A 19,061-nucleotide genomic window follows, 5' to 3' on the forward strand; every position below is an offset into this window, starting at 1 on the left:
CCACTCTTCGATGGAATGACGGAACAGAATATGAGCAGACTCGACAGTTTTATCCGCCGGATGACAGCACAGCGCGATATCCTCAATCATATTTGTGATGGTGTGAAGTATTTGGACGGGCCTGTGATCGAGTTGGGTCTCGGAAATGGTCGAACCTATGACCATCTCCGTGAAAGATTTCCGGACCGAAGAATTATTGCTTTTGATCGTGCTGTCGGATCACACAAGAGTTCTACGCCTCAGCCAGATAACCTGATTATTGGCGAGATACGTGACACGGCACAAACATTCGTCGGCGTGGATGCGGCACTTGTTCATGCTGATATTGGTACCGGATATGACGAGAAGGATGCTGTGACACTGACATGGCTGCCGCAATTGGCGGTGGCGCTTTTAGCGCCGCAGGGAATTGTGGCTAGCGGGCTTGAGCTGCGTCATCCAGCACTCGAACAATTGCCGCTTCCTGCAAGCGTAAAGCCAGGTCGTTATTTCCTATATCGGCGCGTTGAGTAGCAGAATGTCAAACTGAGGTTCGGTAAGCGGGAGAGCAGAAACTTTGATTGCCTCGACGTGATCTTCGCGAAAAATGAGGCAATCCTCGTAAAAGCGGCCCAGATACTGCGTGAAAGCGATGGATTGTTCCCGGCCGTAAAATATCGGTGAAAACTCCATATAGAGCGGTATTTTTCTCTTTAATAGCGTCTGCATGGAGTTACAAGCAACCGGTTCGTATCCTTCAATATCCATCCATATAAGGCCGATTTCTTGCGGCAATATATTTGCTTCGGAGAGAATTGCGTCTACGGGTTTTACAGGCACGGTGATTTTATGATCGTGCTTGCTTTTCCTGGAAGTACTGCTTTTCCCGTGATTGTTCTGATGTTGGAAAAAATCAATCTCGCCTTCAACGTCGCCAGCAGCGCATTGTATTGGAAGTATTTTAGCCTGCAGATGGTTCTGAGAAATATTGTGTTGCAACAGTTCGAAGTTGCGAGGATCGGCTTCTATGCTGATGATCCGTGAAAATACCTGGCTCAGTGCAAAATAGATCGTTTGGGTTCCGATGTTCCCGCCAATCTCAAGCAAAGTACTTTCACCGCTCAAAAGCTTCTTTTCCCGGAGTGTTGAAAGTAACCGGTCAACGTGATCTCGCTCAAAATTGCCTTTGCGAAAAACTTTCTTCCCAATGTAGTCGTGTGGAGACACTGTCATAAGATGATCGCCACAATTAACGGTCAAATTAACGACCCGTGGACCAATTGTATTGATCAAGAGCTCGCGGCCATACCTGGTATCGAAGAAGCGGGCGACAAGATCGAATTTCCACTTATTAAAGCGTCGGACCCACCGGTTTTTCATAGGAAAGAGGCGCTCATCTGTTGAGTAACAACGTAGATTCTGAGTGGTTCGGCTCGTCCTCTCACCGTTATTTCACGGCCTTCGAGCTGACTGGTATCAGAGCCGGCTTTCTCGATTGTCGGTTCTGACACAACAAGCGTTACATTGAGCTCTTTGGCAATTGTTTCAAGTCGGCTTGCAACGTTCACAGTATCACCTATTGCGGTTAAGCTCTTCACATTGCTGTAGCCCATGGCGCCCACAATTGCAGGTCCCGAGTGAACGCCGATTGCGACGCGCAGAGGGATAGCAAGACCTGTCGAAAGTTCATCGCTCAGCCGGTCTATCTCACGAATGATAATTGCGCAGGCCTTGAGTGCTTGCCGACATGCATCTTCCGGTCGCCCTTGCAGTCCAAACAAAGCCATAGCGCCGTCGCCGATAAATTTGTCTAAACGACCGCCAGCCTGTTCCACTGCTTGGCCTATGATAGCAAAATAGCGGTTAAGCAGGAAAACTACGTCGTAGGGTAGCTGCGCTTCGGTAAGAGTGGTGAAGTTACGAATATCACAAAAAAGAATGACGATTTCTTGCTCGCGGCCAGGATTAACTTGCTGGCTATTGGCAGGCAAGTTGCTCTCCAGAGTTGGCACCAACAATGGAACAATGCTGATGTTATTCAAGGGACGCAGCTGACAAGCGAGCCGAACATCAGGGTCGGCATTGATGCGGTTCAAGGTTGCCTGTTCAGTCGCGTCCGGTTTCAACAGAGTATCGCCACCTTCGATTATTTGGACTCGGCATGTGGAGCAGCGCCCCTTTCCACCACACACTGCATAGTGAGGGATACCGCCGATCCGGCTTGCTTCAAGAACACTAAAGCCGCGGGGAACGCGAACTGTTTGGCCCTCAGGGTAGCGTATTTCGATTTGATCGAAACGTTCGCGCCAACTGCGGATAAGGCGCAGGGTTAACACGCTCAACAGACTCGCAGCAAAAAGCCCATAGAGCATGAACTTTATTACCATCAGCTGCTGCGCTGCTGCTGGGCTGACAATACCGCCGCCGTGAGAGCCAATTGGGGAATAACCGCTGCCGTAGCTCGACTGGACAGGTTCGCTGGCAAGAATTCTCCCCGTATAGGCAAAACCCAAAAGGCCAAGAACCGGCAGCAGAATTGCTAGCGTCAAAAAGAATGGAGCTGCTCGGGAATACCAGTCGCGATACCGCAACCAAAAGTGTACTCCAATGCATCCATGCGCCCATACAACCAGAAGCGCCAAGGATTGTCTTAAAGCGTTGCCGGAGGATTCAACCCATAGACTCCTGATGACAAATTCATATGTGTCGTGCAGACCGACGATCTCATATCGGATGCGTGTACTGACGACATGTTCAATCAACAGAGCAGGAATTAATAGCCCGAGTATGATTTGGCTGGCTTCTCGCAATGGCATGACCAATGTGCGACGCAGATAAATTGATCTCATGACAAGCGCTACGTGAGTGACTGCAGCTCCGTAAAACAGAATTGTACCTACCGGATTTCTCCAAATTGCGAGAAACCAGTGACGCCCCTCTTCCGCAGCTTTAAGAGAGATCAGGTTGAGCGAATGGTTGGCCAGATGAAGCATGACAAAAGCGAGCATAATCAGCCCCGAGATCAAGCGTATTCTGCGCAATGATCGTTCGGAACTGATTGTATTGGTGGCAAAAGCTGTCATGAAATCCGTAGCAATTTCTGTCTGGTTAGCTTAGTTGACCCGATGTGGTTTGGCGAGTAGGGCGATGCACTCGCTCTGCCCGTTAAAAATGGCAAGACAAAGCCTTAATCGTTGACGATATTTTGCAGCGACTGCAAACGTCAGCCTCGGGGCCGAGCCCTTGTGAAGCAGTTTATCTTCCCGCATGGTGCGGCAGGTTTGTTGAGAAGGTTATATTGCTTCGCACATGCACATTGCTTTTTATGCTCCGTTGAAATCTCCTAATCATCCTGTTCCTTCGGGGGACCGTGCCATGGCACGGCTTTTAATCCAGGCAATGCAAAGGGCGGGCCACCGCGTAGAGATCGCCTCGGAACTAAGAAGCTTTACCAAAACGCCTGATCAGACTCTTCTATCCACGATCCGCGGCGGTGCAGAACAGGAGCGCGGTCGGCTCGCAGATCTATGGCAATTGGGAAACAAGCCCGATCTATGGTTTACGTACCATCCCTATTATAAAGCACCGGATCTGGTGGGGCCGAGTTTGGCGACTATGTTTGAACTGCCTTACATTACTGCCGAGGCCTCATATTCCAAACGCCGCGATGATGAGGAGTGGGCAGAACAGCAATCATATGTTGTCAATGGCGTTCGGCAGGCCGCAGTAAACATCTGTTTCACGCGAAGAGATGAGGTCGGACTTGAGCAGATCGTATCTAAAAAGCGCTTGAAAAGATTGCCGCCATTTATCGACATTGCGGCTTTTTCCGATGAGCCAACTGCGGTTACTACCAATCAACTTGTTACCGTTGCCATGATGAGGTCGGGTGACAAACTGGAAAGCTACCGGATGCTGGCAGCGTCTCTGGCGCTTCTGGGTGATATGCCCTGGAGATTGAGGATTATTGGCGACGGCCCTGCCAGCGCCATGGTGAAGGCTTGTTTCGCCGGTATAAGAGAAGATCGCATAGAATGGCTCGGGCAACAACAATCCCGGGAAGTCACGAAAATCCTCTATGAATCGGACATTTATGTCTGGCCGGGTTTTGGCGAAGCCTATGGAATTGCTTATCTTGAAGCACAGGCAGCTGGCCTGCCGGTTATAGCTCAAGCAGTGGCAGGTGTTCCAGAAGTTGTAAAAAACGGAGTAACAGGAATTCTTACGCCAGAAAATGATGTGGCTGCCTTTAGCAGAGCAATTGAGCATTTATCTCTTAACAATGAGCAGCGCTTGGTTATGGGAAATGCAGCAAGACAATTTGTTTTCAAAGAGCGTTCGCTTGAACTGGCATCAGCGCAGTTAAATCTCCTGTTGAGATCTTATACGGAACAAGACCGATGATTGAAGATGCCGTTTGGCAACCGTTGCGAGACGAGCTGTCTCGCTGGATAAATGCTAGTCGGAGCGTGCAATTTTGGTTACGCGATGATGATGCCGTGGAGCCTAGCGATGCTCTGAACCGTTTGCTGATGCTGAGCAATGAGTATGAGGTCCCCGTACTATTGGCGGTGATACCGTCTTTGGCTGGTGCGCCGCTCGCCGACCTGTTAGAGCCCGAGCGTTTTGCCGCCGTTGCGACACACGGCTGGTCGCACGAAAACCATGCTGGGAAAGGCGAAAAGAAACAGGAGCTGGGTGATCATCGACTTTTGAAAGTAGTTCTCCACGAACTTGATGAGGGAAGGAGTCGCATCGCTAAGTTGTTCCCCAAACAAGCTTTGCCGATACTTGTGCCGCCATGGAATCGTATTGATTCTTCATTGCTACCTCACTTAAACAGTGTGGGATTTGCGGCGCTTTCAGTTTTTGGGAAGGGAAGCGCTGGCCAAGGGCATATTCCGGCCGTGAACACCCACATTGATTTGATTGATTGGCATGGCACTCGCGGCTGTCGGGATCATAATGAGCTGGTCGCCGAAATAGTCATGGAAATGCGTGGACGTTTTGAAGGTGATGACAGTACCATTGGTATTTTGGGTCATCACCTCGTCCACGACGAATCCGCCTGGATTTTCTTGAAGCGGCTGTTCGAAATTACGACTGAGACAGGAGGTTGCCGCTGGGTCTCGGCAGCGGAACTGATTTAAAGCCTTCCTGCTTCAGATGCATAGGCCCTAAAGATCAATGACCTGAAAATCACGTGCCGCAAATGTTTGTTCGAAACGCAACTTTGCAAGTCGTTCAAATTCGTCAATCTCGTCATCCGTCCGGGAAGGCGCGTGATGGAACAAGGCCAGTTTGCCGATTTTTGCAGCTTCCGCCAGCTTGACGCCGTGTTGCCATGTTGAGTGGCCGTAACCAAAGCGCCGCGGCATCTCGTCTTCGGTATACGTACAGTCATAAACAACGAGGTCAGCATCCTGGATGAGCCCGAGAACGGCGGGATCCAATTCGCCATCAACATGCTCAGTATCGAATATCAGCGCGAGGACACGCCCCGCCCATTCGATCCTGTAACCGACACAGCCACCCGGATGGTTGAGTTTATCTGTGCGTATGACAACCTTTTCAAACGGAGTGAGAGTGTCCCCGGTACGAAAATCCTGGAAGTTGATACAGGCTTGGCAAATATCGGATTCTATCGGAAACCAAGGCGGACGCATGAACTGCTTGATCATTTGTCCTGTCGTCATTTGCCCTGCCAGATGGCCGGACCAGAGACGGACGCTCATCATGGGATTATAAAGAGGCGTGAAATAGGGCAGGCCAATAATATGGTCGTAGTGACTATGGGTATAAATGATATCGAGCTGTTCGACGCCTTCCCGTGACAAAGCTTCGCCAGCCTGCCGCACACCCGAGCCGGTATCAAAAATTAATCGGCGGTTTCCGCACTGAACTTCAATGCAGGCAGTATTTCCACCATACCTTACGAACTCCGGCCCCGAAACCGAAACACTGCCTCGCGTTCCCCAGAATTTCACCCGAAATACTTGGTCGTTCATTCTGCTCTTTACACCTAGTTCCCCATTTTGGGGGATATCGTAGTCAAACTGTGATCGTTATGCGAGGCTTGTATTCCTTTTTATTGACAGGCTACGCATTAAAAATTCGCTTCTGTTGATATGTAGGCGATAGCAACTTGCTTTTTAAGGTTTATGACAATTAACCAATACAAATAGAATAGTTTATCACTTGAACGGCTCGCTCATGACTTCATCCAAATTTGCTCGTATCGCCGTTATTGCAGATGCTCATTTCCACGATCTCTATGGCGATTATGATTTTGAGGGGATAGAGGTCGAGGGCCGTCGGATGATGGCCCGTAGGCTAACTGATACGATGCGCTCTACCCGCGTTTTCAATGAGAGTTATCAGGCACTAAGGAGTGCGCTTGATAAAATCGTGGCCCGAGGTATCAACCTCGTCGTTTTACTCGGCGACTATTCCGACGATGGTCAAATCAGTACAATTTCAGCACTTAAAAAATTGCTCGATAGTTACAGCAAAGATCATGGCCTCGTTTTCGTCGGAACGGCAGGAAATCACGACATTTTTGGCCAAAACGGCCGTCATCATGCCAAGCGATTTCTCAATGCGAATGGCACCTATACGACCGTCGCCAGCGACAGTGAATTTATCGATGAAGACGCTGAGGCGATGGTGTTCAGCGATAAAATGTACTGTTTGGGATACCCTGCAGGCTTGCAAGAGCTTCCCGATCTAGGCTTTTTTTCAAAAACAGATGCCATCCATTGGGAAACGCCTTTTGGAAGAGATACCGACTGGGAGAGCCGCCTTTATAATGCCTGTTCCGCTGATGGGAAAAATGAATATCAACTGATGGATGCATCCTATCTGGTTGAACCGGTACCAAATCTTTGGCTGCTTATGATAGATGCCAATGTGTTTGAACCTAATAATGGCGATCTTTCAAATGCCGGTTCTGCTGCATTCATAGACAGCACAAATGCGGGCTGGAATGCTATGCTTGTTCATAAACCTTTCATCGTGGATTGGATGAAAGATGTTTCAGCAAGGGCCAGACTTGAGGGGAAAACACTTCTGGCTTTCTCCCATTATCCAATGATCGACATGATGGATAATACTGCGGCAGACGAAAAGACATTGTTTGGTATGACAAGTTCTGTCAGGCGAACACCGTCCGGAAAGGTCGCTGACACAGTTATAGAAGCTGGAGTGTCCATACATTTCAGTGGCCATCTCCATGTGAATGACACGGCCAGAGTTTCGAACATCAAAGGCACTTTAACGAATATAGGTGTACCTTCCCTTGTTGCATTTCCTCCAGCGTTTAAGATTCTAACGATTGAAGATGAAATGATGAATGTCGAGACAGTTTCGTTGTGCGATGTGCCAATAGATAACAGGATCAACCGTCAGTACCGAACTGAAATCGCTGTCACAAAAAAGAATGTCGGCTCTATGCTGGATGCCAGTGACTATGGCGAGTTTCTATCGGCTCACGTGGATCAATTGGTCATACATCGCTATTTGAAGCGGGAATGGCCGCCAAAACTTGCACAAGTGGCTAGGCAGTTGAATCTCGGTGATCTGTTTCTGCTGGCTCGGTCCGAGAAGATCATGGATTGGGACGAAGTCATTCCGACATTGAAGGCTGAACGTTCCTGCTCAAATTTGGTGCCGGAAACCCTGGGAAAAATGGATTCCGTGCTAGCTCTCGATATGATTGGCGACTGGTATCGCTTGCGAATGGGCAGCGAGATGGCTTTAGACTGGATATCAGCAGACAGAATGGCGATGTATCGATTGTTGATCGAAGCCTACAAATGCGACACCAGTAAGGATGGGGAACCCAAACGCATGTTTGCCACAATGTTTCGAATGATGGCAGCATATATGTCGGGGCTACCGTCCCGCAATTTCTCTGTTTCGCTTCAAACGGGCCAAGTAATGCGTCAATAGCGGTAATAGTTACTTGGAAGCGTGCTGCTTTTGTTTGCTACGAGCTTCACTGAGTTCGGTTGTTGTATGGCTTAGACGGTCTGCAAGAACGCGCATGATTTCGATCGTCATTTCCGGATAATCGCTCAGGAGCTTGATAAAGTGGTCCTTGCTTATTCGCAGGGCCTCCAGCGGCGAGTTTGCCCTGACCGTAGCGGTGCGGGAGACATCGCAAAGGATCGCAATCTCGCCAACGATTGAATCATGTTCGATCTCGGCGACCTTTATCTCGCCGCTCGGGCTGTCGGCGAGAATGTCAGCTGCGCCTGACAATATCACATAGGCGGCATCAGCTGGATCACCTTGATTGAACAGTACTTGGCCAGACTTGTAGCTTACGCGCTCCGATGTAAATGCGAGAAGTTTCAGTTTTGCGGGAGCAACGCCCGAAAACAGTGGCACCCGCCGCAACATTTCCACTTCGTCTTTGAGCAGCATATGCGTAGCATCCCCTGTGACAGTCATCGGATTTTATGAAGCCAATTGTTTAAATACACCGTTTTTCTCCAGAAGAGTAGCATGCGTTCCGTCTTCCACCAGTGCCCCATTGTCAAATACTATGACTCTGTCGAACAGCTTGGCCAGGCTCGTATTGGAAAGCACCCAAATGATCGACGGTGAATGGCCCTCTTCGTGAAGATTCTCCATAATGTTGTGAGTGATCTTATCCTGAATCCGTTGGTCGAGTGCTGGAAGCGGGCGATTAAAAATCAAATAGTCGGATCGTTTAAGCAGGGCACGCGCCACATTTAATTTCTGACGCTGAACATTTGTCAGGCGCTTGCCGCCTGACCCTACGTCGAAATCAAGGCCAATGGAAAGAACGCTCTCGAAAAGACCGAGCTTATTGAAGATGTCACGCATTATATCGCGCAGTTTGTCGGTACCATCCGCTTGCGCAAATCCAACTCGTCCGAAAAGGACATTGTCCAAGAGTGTTGCGGATGAGATGAACTTCTTTGGGTCATAGCGTTCGATGACTTCCTTGAGGTCCGCAGGTAAGTTTTCATGGAAGCGGGCCCGCGCATCTACAATCTTGGCCATTAGTTCATCATTCAGCAAACCAAAGCGGTGCCTTGGCTCGATATAAGAAAAGCTCAACCGGATAATGTTTGAGCGTTCTTCTGGGGAGGCCGCTTCGAATCCACGGCCCTGCAATTTCTGCAGAAGAATCTGGTAGGCAGGAATGTCGTCAGCCGTCATGAATGTCAGCTGTTGGAAGAACGGGTGATCTGGCGGCAAATCCTGGAACAGCTCGACGGCGTTCGAAGCGATTTCCAGACCCATGAAATACAGATCAATATAAAGGTCGTTCTCTCGCAGAACCGAGCGGAAGTAAGGATGAGCCGCAAGTTTCCGGTTGGTCATCATGGGGCGTTTCATCGTGCCGAACAGAAGATTTTCCCCGATGGTCGCTTGTGGGTTGTACTCTTTCAGCTTGAACGGAACGACCAGATCTTCGAGGCCCTCTTTCTTTAGCCGTTTGCGAAGGGCTTCACGCAGTTCGACGATTCTATCGGTAAGATCGCTATGCGTGGCGGTGTTGACCAATGATCGCAGCGCCATATCCTGAATATCCTGCGAAATCATGACCGCATCGAGAACGGGTCGCACTACTTTGAAAAGGTCGTGAGGACCGGTCACACCCGCAGAGGTATAATCCACCCAGTCGCTGTTGAGATCGAGTTCTGGGTTGCCAGCGCGACGTGCCTCATTGATGTTCCATTTATAGTTGATCGCCTGCTTTCCTTCATATTCGACCTTCGTCAAAGGGGCGTGTTTAAGCCCGTAGAGAAGATTGTCGCGAAGTGTTCCATGGAAGAAATAAGTATCAGATGCGGCATAAGCGATCCTGCGGCCCGTGACCGACTCGGGCAGTTCAAGCAAATCGGTTCCGTCAATCGTAATACGTCCCTGATCTGGCCAGACCAACCGGGCAAACGCTTCCGCGAGGGCTTCAGCTCCACTGGCGCTGTTGCCAACGACGGCAACAGTTTCAGAAGGATTTATCTCAACCGAGATATGGTTGAGCAGGGGTGCGCCGCTATCGTCCAGAACAGTTAGATTGACTGCATGCAAAGAATGTTCAAGGCGACCTGCCGGGGTAGGCGCAAGAGCTTGAATCTTGGGATCAACCAGTCGGTCCACATTAAACTGCTCGACGACCTGAGCGTACTTAACCTGAACATCCTGACGCGCCTGATCCCAATCGATCAACTCTTTCAATGGCCCAGGTAAATCCTTGTATGCATTGATCACGGCAACGAGCTGGCCAATATCCAGCCTGCCCTGCAAAGCCAAAACACCACCGATGGAGTAGAACAAAAACGGTGTGACTTGCGCCAGAAAATTATTGATGAACTTGACCAAAAATTTCCATTGATAAAGATCGTACCGGATCGAGAATATAAGTCCCAGACGCGCCGCTATATCGGCGCGTTCGTAGTTAGAGGTATCATTGCCGTGAATGGTGCCAATGCCATCGACAATTTCACCCACACGACCTGATAACTCGCGAGCCGTCAGCTGTCGCTGCCGTCCAAGCTCCAGCAATCGCTTGCGCATGCGCGGGATAACGACGCCCTGTATGGCTACAATCCCGGCCGCGATCATTCCAAGCCAGAAGTTCTGCATGATGATGAAGACAAGAGCGGTTAAAGCCTGCCCCCCAAGCAAGGCAGGCTGCACAAATGCGTCGCCGGTGAAGCCACCCATCGGCTCAACTTCATCCTTGATCATGGTGGCAATTTCTGCCGACTTTACCCGCTTGAATTGGGACGGGGGAAACCGGAGTACACGATCGATCAGTTCAAAGCGGATACGCCGCAGCATTCGCTCACCAAGGCGGCCTTTATAGGTATTGATATAAAGCTTGAAGAGCCCATTCACGATGACGAGAAGAAGGAAAACCAGGCTGAGCGCCATCAATGTCTCGAAGCGGGTCAGTTCGAGACCGTTAAAGAATGTAACTTCGCCCACGTAAGGAATATCGTACCGGATACGCATAAAGGTCTGCGTCGCTCCAGGCGATTCAAAGCCGGTACCTTGTATGGGACCGTTGACAATCTGCTTTGGCAAGTCGAACGATAGAAAATACGGGATCATTGAAACGGCTACAACGATCAGAATCCATATCTGCTGTAGTCGTGTATTCGACCAGATATACCGAGTTAAACTTTTTTCCATGAACAACCGTAAGCTGTGACGTCAGCAGTAATTTAGATCGTGAAACAGGCGGAGCGGTGGAGATGACCTTGTGGGCTGAATCACCTGAACTTACATCATCAGAGCCAATGACGCCATATAACACGGCACTGTAGGTGCTTATTCTGACAAATCAGTCTCAGAGCATGCGCCGCAATAATGCTGCGGTCTGCTGAGCACCATTCAAGTCCAAGTTGTGTTTTGGCCAATGCGCCTCGTTGACGGCAGATGCAATGGCGCTTGTAAGAATATCGCTGTTCAAGCCGCCTTCCGGTAGTGCAATTGCCAAGCCGAGAGATTCAAGGCGCGTAGCGCGAACACTTTGCTCTGTTTCACCCCCTGCGGTGAACGGAACGAGAATCGAACGGCATTTGGCGCGAAGTATATCGCAAACCGTATTGTAACCGGCTTGGGAAATTGAAAGTCGTGCGTTTTGAAGCAGACCAGGAAAGTCCTGACGAAATCTCACAACAGTGACGTTGTCAGGTGCTTCAGCGGATAGAGCTGCAAAATCAGGCTCGGGAAGATTGGGGCCAGCGATAAGGCACCAGCTGCCCTTAAAACCGGATTGGACGGCGCACTGATATGCGGATCGAAGAAGTTCCGCACCGACAGCACCTCCGCCTGCCGAGACGACAATATCAAAATTGTCATCGGCAGGAGAGGGAGCCGGTCCGGTTACAAGCCCTGTATAAAGAACCTTGTCAGCAATCAGCTCTGCCAATGGAAAAGTGTCGGGCAGAGCTATAAAATTGGGATCGCCATGGACCAGGACGTGATCAAAATGCGACTTGATCAGCGAGACGGTTTCTTCATCGCGTCCCGGCTTTGTCCGCTCCTGAAGTATATCGCGTACTGATGCCAACAATATTGGCCTTGGAGAAGCGGTCTTGATAGCTTCCAACAGCGGCATAAGCTCAAAGCGCATTTGTCTTCGGCCAAAAGGGAAGGCTTCAACTATCACGATATCGGGTTGCACTTCGTGGAAAGCTTCAAGCAGAAGCTTGCGACGATTGTTGAGATAATCGTCGTCGGCAGGCTTGCCATTCCCGTCGACAAGTCCGTTGAAACCAGCATTTCCCGCGAGCAAGGGCGGCAAAGCGATCTGCTTTACGCCGGGTCCAGGAAATCCTCGCACATTTGATCCACCGGTAACCATGCTTACATCAAAGCCGTCATCGACAAGCGCGCGCGAAATATGACTCGCCCTTGCCAGATGTCCTATTCCAAGCAGATGCTGGACGTAAAAGAAGACGCGTGGTGATTTCATGATTTCTGCCACTCATCTTCAAAGAGCCGGGTAAGTTGCCGGATACTGGAAGTATGGTCGAAATGCTCTCGAACGCGGCGCCCTGCAGCCAGACCAAGTCGACGTCTCAAATCTGGCTCGCGGATGGCCCGCTCAATGGCGACGGCCAAAAGACGGGGGTTCTCAGGTGGCACGACAAAGCCGTTTTCTCCGCCGGTCAACAGCTCTGGAATTCCCGAAATATTGGTAGAGATGCAGACGAGATTTTGACTTGACGCCTCGACGAGTACATTGGGCAGTCCATCGCGATCACCGTCTGCAGCTACGCGACATGCCAACGCAAAAATGTCTGACTGCCGGTAGTGGCTCAGCACCTCTTCTTGAGCGAGGGCACCTTTCCAAAAGATGCGATCTGATATGCCAAGTGATTCAGCGAGCGGTTTGAGCTTCGACAGTTCATCACCGCCACCGATGTGAGTGAACTGCCAATTGATATCAGGCGATAATTGAGCCAGCGCCTGTAAAAGGATATCATAACCCTTTTTCGGCACCGCACGGCCGACGCTAAGTATCCGCACCGGATCAGACTTATCGGTGCCGTCGCGGTCGGATCTTCGTTGGTCGAAATGCCCAAAACGGGTCAAGTCGAGCCCATGATAGCTTAAATGTACCTCATCTTTTCGATCAGTAAGTTGGCGCATATGCTCGAAACCGGAACGGGTGCAGGTAACACTCCAGCGTGCCTTTGCCAGTTTTTCGGTTAGCTCCCAGTCTGGTGAAGTCCAGATATCTTTAGCGTGGGCGGAACAGGTCCACGGAACGCCGGTCAAAATGCTTGTATAGGCAGTCACTGATGCTGGCGTATGGATAAAATGTGCATGCAACCATTCGCCGGCGTCTGGCCATTCATGGGCCAGTACCAATGCTTGTCCGAACCGGCGAAAACGATTGCGGGTTTTATCACGCAGGAGATCAGTCCAGAATTGACGAAGCAACGGTCGAAATCCGGGGCGCTTCCAACTACCAATCAGGCCGCGTAATACCCGCAGCGGCTCGTTATGAAGATATTCCGGCAAATAGACGACCCGAGCCTTGATCTCATCATGTATTGGATGGCGTTTCTTATCAGTAGGCTTGCGCATGGATATAAGGGTGAGGTCAAATCCTGCACGTTCAAGCCCAAGCAGTTCCTGCGCGATGAAGGTTTCTGAAAGACGCGGATAGCCCTTCAGAACAACCAGTGTTTTACGGCGTATAGTCAAAATGCTTGCTCTTACTCGGCGACCGCAGGAAGCGGTTGATTTTCTCGGTCCTCCAGCCATTCTCCAACTATTTCGGAGATGTGCACCAGCCCTTCGAGACGCATGCCTTCACCTTTGCCGCTTTGGGAGGGAGGTGCCCGTTCAGGAAGACGCTTGAGCACTTCTGCAAGTCTTAACGGATCCTCAGCTTCTTCAGGCAGCAGCATCTCAATCAAACCAAGCTCAGCGGCTCGTTTGGCCCGGATCAATTGCTCTTCACGAGGAGCAATACGCGGCACGATCAAGGCGGGCTTATCGAATGACAATATCTCGCAATAGGTATTGTAGCCGCCCATGGCGACTACTGCCTTCGCTCCTGCAATCAATTCCTCCATGCGGTTGTCAAACTCGATAACCTGTATGTATGGAATTTTACTGCCTTTCTTTACCAGCTTCGCCCGTTGTTTGGCAGGCATATAAGGTCCCAGAACGATGAACGCTTTATGTTGTAATGAGGGATCTTGCTGGTAGGCATGAATGACATTGTGAACGAGGTCTGCACCATCGCCGCCACCGCCCGTGGTGACCAGAATATAGTCGCCGTCAGGAACATGCACGGAAGCAGCTTCATGCGATACGCTGCGTTGCAAAAAGCCAACAAACTTCATCTTGTCCCGGATAGTCTCCGGTACTTCAAGGTCAACCAATGGGTCATAAAAATCCGGCGGACCATAGACCCATACAGTGTCATAGAGCTGATCGATCTTGTTGATAACCTGATTTTGCTTCCATTCTGCTTCCAGAAGGTGCGGAGCATCCATCACTTCCCGCAAACCAAGGACGAGCGTGGTTCCTCGCGACTTGAGATAGGTTAGAGTTTCTTCAACTTCCCCCTTGAGGCCCATGGGCTCCTTGTCGACGATAAAAATGTCAGGCTGAAACGTTTCTGCGGTATGTCTTATGATGGATTGCCGCATCTTCAGCGTTTCGTGCAGATCAATATGCCGAGCCAGAGATGTATATTCTCCGTTTCGCAATTTGATGACGCTTGGCACCTTAACAAAGTCCACCCGCGCGCGATAATCAAACGCACCCGCAATGGTCGCACCCGATATGATCAGGATGTTCAATCCCCGGTAATCTTCAACAAGCGAATGTGCAATAGTTCTGCACCGCCGCAAATGACCCAAGCCGAACGTATCGTGACTATACATCAGGATCCGTGCATCCTCGAAACGACGCATCATTGTCGGAACTTTCTTTTTTGCGGACAGGCCCGCGCGATATCATTCAAATAGGCGATCAATTGCAAACTACCAGCCTCTTATCTGTATGGATCAGCGGCGTCGCGCAACCCATCTCCCAAGAAATTGAACGCCAGGATAACAAGAATGACTGGAACCATCGGGAAAAGGAGCCAAGGGTAGAACGCTATAACGCTGACGCTTCTTGCCTCCGTGAGTAATATGCCCCAGCTGGTTATAGGTGGTCTCAAGCCCAGTCCGAGAAAGCTCAGGGCCGTTTCGCCAAGGATCATTCCGGGAATGGAAATTGTGGCAGTTGCAATGAGGTGCGACATAAAGCCTGGAACGAGATGCCGCCCGATGATGCGGCTGCTCTTGGCTCCCATAAGCTGTGCCGCCAATACATAATCTTCTTCGCGCAGAGCGAGCAACTTGGAGCGTACCGATCGGGCAAGACCCGTCCAGTCGAGCATGCCAAGAATTATGGTTATGCCGAAATAGATCAGTATGGGGCTCCAGGTCACCGGCATGATGGCTGCAAGAGCCATCCATAGCGGCAAGCTAGGCAATGATTGTAAAACTTCGATAACACGCTGAACCAGCAGATCAAAGACACCGCCATGATAGCCCGCAAGCCCGCCAATAATGATGCCGAGAACAAAGCTTATGGTGATGCCGATCAGCCCGATGGTCAAAGATATCCGCGCACCGTAGATGATGCGCGATAGAACATCTCGTCCCAGACGGTCGGTACCAAGAAGAAACATCTGGCCGCCCTTGGCAGGACACACGAAATGGATATTGGACTGTATTAGTCCCCAAAACCGATAATCATCGCCCCTGCAGAAAAAACGGAGCGGCTGCACATCGTCCATTTTGTCCGTATAGACGCGTTTCAGCGACTGCATGTCCAGGCTCATTTCACGGCCATAGACAAAAGGTCCAACGAAATTGCCATCCTGGAAAAGATGGACGCGTTGGGGAGGCGAATGAATAAAATCGACATTGCGTGTGTGCAGATTATATGGAGCCAGAAACTCGGCAATGATGATCATTCCATAGAGCAACAGCAGGAATATGCCCGATGCCAGGGCAATTCTGTGGCGCTTGAATTTCCACCACATCAATTTGAGTTGAGAGGCGAGATGAACCTTCGCCTGGGCTTCGGTCATCTCCTCGATCGACATCGGATCGAACGGTGCCGACGATACAAAATGCTGCAGGGGCGCGCCGGGGAGAGGTATTTGATCCGTCACTTAGTGCTCCTGCCAGCAAGCCGGATACGGGGGTCAAGAAAAGCAAGAGCGATATCGGAGATAAGGACACCAATAACGGTCAGGAATGCGAGAAACATAAGAAATGAGCCAGCAAGATACATATCCTGGCTTTGAAGCGCTTTTATGAGCATGGGGCCTGTCGTTTCAAGTGATAGAACGATCGCCGTAATTTCCGCACCGGAGATGATTGCTGGCAGAATGGATCCGATATCGGAGACGAAAAAGTTGAGAGCCATGCGAAGTGGGTATTTAATCAGTGTTTTGAATGGATGAAGCCCTTTCGCCCTTGCCGTCATGACGTATTGCTTTTGCAGTTCGTCCAAAAGGTTGGCGCGCAGACGGCGGATCATTCCTGCAGTTCCAGCCGTTCCAACGATAATAACCGGTATCCACAAGTGTGAAAGAATGGACCGCGCTTTCTCCCAACTCATTGGTTCATTGAGGTATTGCTGGTCCATCAAATGCCCTATGGACGTGCCGAACCATACATTGGCGAAATACATCAAGATCAGCGCGAGCATGAAATTGGGAATGGCAATGCCAAGCAGGCCTAGAAACGTCAAGCCGTAGTCGCTCCAGCTATATTGGTGTGTCGCCGAATACATGCCGATAGGAAAAGCAATCAGCCAGGTGAAAAGAATAGTGACGAAGGACACAAGGATGGTCAGCCACATGCGATCGCCAATGACTTCGCTAACGGGCAATTGATACTCGAACGAGTAACCAAAATCGCCTTGCAACATGCCCCCAACCCAATAAAAATAGCGCAGCACCGGAGGTTTGTCCAAGCCGTATTGACTGCGCAGTTCTTCCAGATCCTGTATGTTCACCGTCTCACCTTGAGCCTGCATTTCTGCAATTTGGCTATCGATGAAGTTGCCTGGAGGCAGCTCAATGATTACGAAAACGAGCGCGGATATGATCAGCAGAGTGGGGATCATGGCGGCAATGCGCCAGAGTATATAACGGAGCATCTCTAAACTTGCTCCGTCTCAAGCCAGAATGTATCGGGCATATAAATACCCAAAAAGCATGTGGGATCAAAACCATAGAGACCCCGTTCCGGCAGGTTTTGCAACTTGTTCGAATGAAGCACGGGTTGCAACGTGCCATTTATAAGCCCGATCGAGAAAACCTGGCTCGTAAAAATTGAAAGCATTTGATGCCAAATGGCGGTTCGCTCATCCATGCTTCTCGACTCCCGCCAGCCTGTTTGCAGGCGTATCAACTCTTGCGCTTCAGGCAAATCCGGGGCCTGACCATTCTGGCCGAGTGAAAGGTGATACATGCCCCATAAGGGCCATTGGAGCTGGTCATCTGAGGTTGGTGCCAATTGCTGCGGATTCATATCTGCAGTGGCAACGCCATTCTCGATGCCGTACCAGATCGACATCATAATTCTGCCGGCCTGTGCACGGCTGCGGAAAATATCGCGCTGCGATGTGCGAGTATAAAGTGCAATGCCGATTTTTCGCCAATGATCGGTCACGAGTTCCAGTACATCGGTGTCCAGTGTACTTTCGCCCGGCGTTTCAATGGTAATTTCAGCAAGGCGACCGTCCGGCAGCAGACGGATATTGTCTCCATTGCGTTTTTGCAGGCCCGCCTCGTCGAGCAGAGCATTCGCCTGATCCGGGTCATGGTTAATCCAGGCATTGGCATATTCTGGTTTGTACAGGGGGCTTTCTGGAAGCATCGTATCGGCGCTCGCCGTTCCAAGGCCGTAAAAAACCGCCATATTGATTTCGTGTCTATCAATAGCCAGTGACAGTGCCCGGCGTACGCGCACATCACGGAACAAACCGCGCCATACTTCATCTTTGCAGTTCAGATTGGGCAGAATTGCCACGCGCGACCCTCGTGTCATCTTCCACAGATTGACCTTTACAGGATAGCGCTTCTCGGCATCTTTCAGGAAAGTATAATCATTAAAATCAATGCCTGCTGCCTGAAGGTCGCTCTCTCCCGCACCAGTTTTTGCCGGGATAATGGAAGAGGAACTGACATTCAGAATGACACGGTCGATATAAGGTAATTGTCTGCCATTCTCATCAACGCGGTGGAAATAAGGATTTCGTTCGAAAACAAACTGTTCGGAAGGTGGGGCTGTCGTGTTCCGCCAAGGGTACAGCGTTGGCAAATTGGGATTTTCTGGACGATATTCACGCGCCATCTTGATATGCAGGTCGGCCCATTTTTTCACCCGGTTTTCCTGCATCAACGCAGAAAGCCTGAACTGGTCCTGATACTTTTTATGAAACTGCTTGAGATAGGCCGAGGGGCCATGAATAGCGAGCGGTTGTGGTGCTGCCAGACTCGGCAGAAAATTTGGGTTCGGGGCATCCCAAGAATAGCGCACGGTCAGGTTGTCGACGACTTCAAATCGCGGCAACTTGCCATTGACACGCAGATCAAGTGATCCACCGCCGGGGGTTAGATCTTTGTTGAGAAGTACGTCTTCCCACCAATACCGGAAGTCATCTACCGTCAAAGGCGAACCGTCGGACCAACGATGACCTTCGCGAATGGTAAACGTGAAAACAGTGTCGTTTTCTTCTTGAAATGCCTCGAGAATATCCGGTTGCAGCGTCAGCTTTTCATCATATCCGACGAGCCGGGCATATCCGTAGATCGTCATGAAACGAATGTCTTTGGCGCTACCGATTATAGTGCGGATTGTACCGCCGTAACGGCCAGGTACGCGGCCCATTTCCTTGAGACCAATAATGCGAGGGCGCGTGGGCAATCGCTTGACAAGTGGCGGCAAGCTGCGCGCTCTCAACTGATCAGACAGGAATTCGGGCTCCAGATCGCGATCCGCCGCTGACGCGAAATTCGGAGATAGCAGACATCCTAGTCCGCCAAGCCCGATTGTACC

The 19,061-nt window shown here is 50.4% G+C and carries 15 protein-coding genes; 4 read left to right on the plus strand and 11 right to left on the minus strand.

The features are described 5' to 3' along the window. Positions 1-30: 30 nt before the first annotated feature. Entirely contained in the window at positions 31-513 is a 483-nt protein-coding gene (locus ACTJI9_RS17085; protein ID WP_115054948.1) for a class I SAM-dependent methyltransferase, read from the plus strand. Here the strand turns inward: ACTJI9_RS17085 and ACTJI9_RS17090 are convergent. Beyond that, positions 493-1,359: an FkbM family methyltransferase gene (locus ACTJI9_RS17090; RefSeq protein WP_440809576.1), complete on the minus strand. Its 867-nt coding sequence runs from the start codon at positions 1,357-1,359 to the stop codon at positions 493-495. The genes ACTJI9_RS17085 and ACTJI9_RS17090 overlap by 21 nt on opposite strands. Next, positions 1,356-3,062, minus strand: coding sequence for an adenylate/guanylate cyclase domain-containing protein (locus ACTJI9_RS17095; protein WP_337353388.1), 1,707 nt, complete (start codon positions 3,060-3,062; stop codon positions 1,356-1,358). Before ACTJI9_RS17095 ends, ACTJI9_RS17090 begins: the two co-directional genes overlap by 4 nt. Positions 3,063-3,288: 226 nt before the next feature. Between ACTJI9_RS17095 and ACTJI9_RS17100 the strand changes: the two genes are divergently transcribed. Both ACTJI9_RS17100 and ACTJI9_RS17105 read left to right on the plus strand, forming a co-directional pair. Next, positions 3,289-4,383: a glycosyltransferase family 4 protein gene (locus tag ACTJI9_RS17100; RefSeq protein WP_440809579.1), complete on the plus strand. Its 1,095-nt coding sequence runs from the start codon at positions 3,289-3,291 to the stop codon at positions 4,381-4,383. Continuing rightward, on the plus strand, positions 4,380-5,129 hold the full coding sequence (locus ACTJI9_RS17105; RefSeq protein WP_354346430.1) for a polysaccharide deacetylase family protein: 750 nt from the start codon (positions 4,380-4,382) through the stop codon (positions 5,127-5,129). The genes ACTJI9_RS17100 and ACTJI9_RS17105 overlap by 4 nt, the downstream gene beginning before the upstream one ends. 27 nt (positions 5,130-5,156) lie before the next feature. Here the strand turns inward: ACTJI9_RS17105 and ACTJI9_RS17110 are convergent, their stop codons facing one another. Continuing rightward, positions 5,157-5,987, minus strand: a complete 831-nt coding sequence (locus tag ACTJI9_RS17110) for an MBL fold metallo-hydrolase (RefSeq protein WP_307277192.1) — start codon at positions 5,985-5,987, stop codon at positions 5,157-5,159. A 190-nt stretch (positions 5,988-6,177) separates the two neighbouring features. On the opposite strand from ACTJI9_RS17110, the gene ACTJI9_RS17115 reads away from it, so the two are divergent. Continuing rightward, positions 6,178-7,929: a metallophosphoesterase family protein gene (locus tag ACTJI9_RS17115; RefSeq protein WP_440809583.1), complete on the plus strand. Its 1,752-nt coding sequence runs from the start codon at positions 6,178-6,180 to the stop codon at positions 7,927-7,929. 9 nt (positions 7,930-7,938) lie between these two features. Here the strand turns inward: ACTJI9_RS17115 and ACTJI9_RS17120 are convergent, their stop codons facing one another. From ACTJI9_RS17120 to ACTJI9_RS17155, 8 genes are all read right to left on the minus strand, one after another. Next, on the minus strand, positions 7,939-8,406 hold the full coding sequence (locus tag ACTJI9_RS17120) for a cyclic nucleotide-binding domain-containing protein (protein WP_115055113.1): 468 nt from the start codon (positions 8,404-8,406) through the stop codon (positions 7,939-7,941). Between the two features lie 33 nt (positions 8,407-8,439). Further along, positions 8,440-11,154: an ABC transporter ATP-binding protein gene (locus ACTJI9_RS17125; protein WP_337353392.1), complete on the minus strand. Its 2,715-nt coding sequence runs from the start codon at positions 11,152-11,154 to the stop codon at positions 8,440-8,442. A 157-nt stretch (positions 11,155-11,311) separates the two neighbouring features. Then, positions 11,312-12,442: a glycosyltransferase family protein gene (locus tag ACTJI9_RS17130; RefSeq protein ID WP_336441430.1), complete on the minus strand. Its 1,131-nt coding sequence runs from the start codon at positions 12,440-12,442 to the stop codon at positions 11,312-11,314. Beyond that, entirely contained in the window at positions 12,439-13,683 is a 1,245-nt protein-coding gene (locus ACTJI9_RS17135; RefSeq protein ID WP_440809587.1) for a glycosyltransferase family 4 protein, read from the minus strand. The genes ACTJI9_RS17130 and ACTJI9_RS17135 overlap by 4 nt, the downstream gene beginning before the upstream one ends. An 11-nt stretch (positions 13,684-13,694) precedes the next feature. After that, complete coding sequence (locus ACTJI9_RS17140) at positions 13,695-14,909, minus strand: glycosyltransferase family protein (protein WP_115054957.1); 1,215 nt, start codon at positions 14,907-14,909, stop codon at positions 13,695-13,697. 77 nt (positions 14,910-14,986) lie between these two features. Continuing rightward, on the minus strand, positions 14,987-16,162 hold the full coding sequence (locus tag ACTJI9_RS17145) for an ABC transporter permease (protein ID WP_440809590.1): 1,176 nt from the start codon (positions 16,160-16,162) through the stop codon (positions 14,987-14,989). After that, positions 16,159-17,157 carry an ABC transporter permease gene (locus ACTJI9_RS17150; protein WP_115054959.1) on the minus strand — a complete coding sequence of 333 codons (999 nt, stop codon included), beginning with the start codon at positions 17,155-17,157 and terminating at the stop codon, positions 16,159-16,161. The genes ACTJI9_RS17145 and ACTJI9_RS17150 overlap by 4 nt, the downstream gene beginning before the upstream one ends. A gap of 2 nt (positions 17,158-17,159) precedes the next feature. Next, positions 17,160-19,055, minus strand: coding sequence for an ABC transporter substrate-binding protein (locus tag ACTJI9_RS17155; protein WP_440809828.1), 1,896 nt, complete (start codon positions 19,053-19,055; stop codon positions 17,160-17,162). Positions 19,056-19,061 lie beyond the last annotated feature (6 nt).

Source organism: Phyllobacterium sp. 22552, from assembly GCF_052044585.1.
In the GTDB taxonomy this organism is placed as follows: Bacteria; Pseudomonadota; Alphaproteobacteria; order Rhizobiales; family Rhizobiaceae; genus Phyllobacterium; species Phyllobacterium ifriqiyense.

Coding starts and splice junctions, on each gene's coding strand:
- ACTJI9_RS17085 (WP_115054948.1), top strand. CDS start 31: ATGAGCAGACTCGACAGTTTTATCCGCCGGATGACAGCACAGCGCGAT.
- ACTJI9_RS17090 (WP_440809576.1), bottom strand. CDS start 1,359: ATGAAAAACCGGTGGGTCCGACGCTTTAATAAGTGGAAATTCGATCTT.
- ACTJI9_RS17095 (WP_337353388.1), bottom strand. CDS start 3,062: ATGACAGCTTTTGCCACCAATACAATCAGTTCCGAACGATCATTGCGC.
- ACTJI9_RS17100 (WP_440809579.1), top strand. CDS start 3,289: ATGCACATTGCTTTTTATGCTCCGTTGAAATCTCCTAATCATCCTGTT.
- ACTJI9_RS17105 (WP_354346430.1), top strand. CDS start 4,380: ATGATTGAAGATGCCGTTTGGCAACCGTTGCGAGACGAGCTGTCTCGC.
- ACTJI9_RS17110 (WP_307277192.1), bottom strand. CDS start 5,987: ATGAACGACCAAGTATTTCGGGTGAAATTCTGGGGAACGCGAGGCAGT.
- ACTJI9_RS17120 (WP_115055113.1), bottom strand. CDS start 8,406: ATGCTGCTCAAAGACGAAGTGGAAATGTTGCGGCGGGTGCCACTGTTT.
- ACTJI9_RS17125 (WP_337353392.1), bottom strand. CDS start 11,154: ATGGAAAAAAGTTTAACTCGGTATATCTGGTCGAATACACGACTACAG.
- ACTJI9_RS17130 (WP_336441430.1), bottom strand. CDS start 12,442: ATGAAATCACCACGCGTCTTCTTTTACGTCCAGCATCTGCTTGGAATA.
- ACTJI9_RS17140 (WP_115054957.1), bottom strand. CDS start 14,909: ATGATGCGTCGTTTCGAGGATGCACGGATCCTGATGTATAGTCACGAT.
- ACTJI9_RS17150 (WP_115054959.1), bottom strand. CDS start 17,157: ATGCTCCGTTATATACTCTGGCGCATTGCCGCCATGATCCCCACTCTG.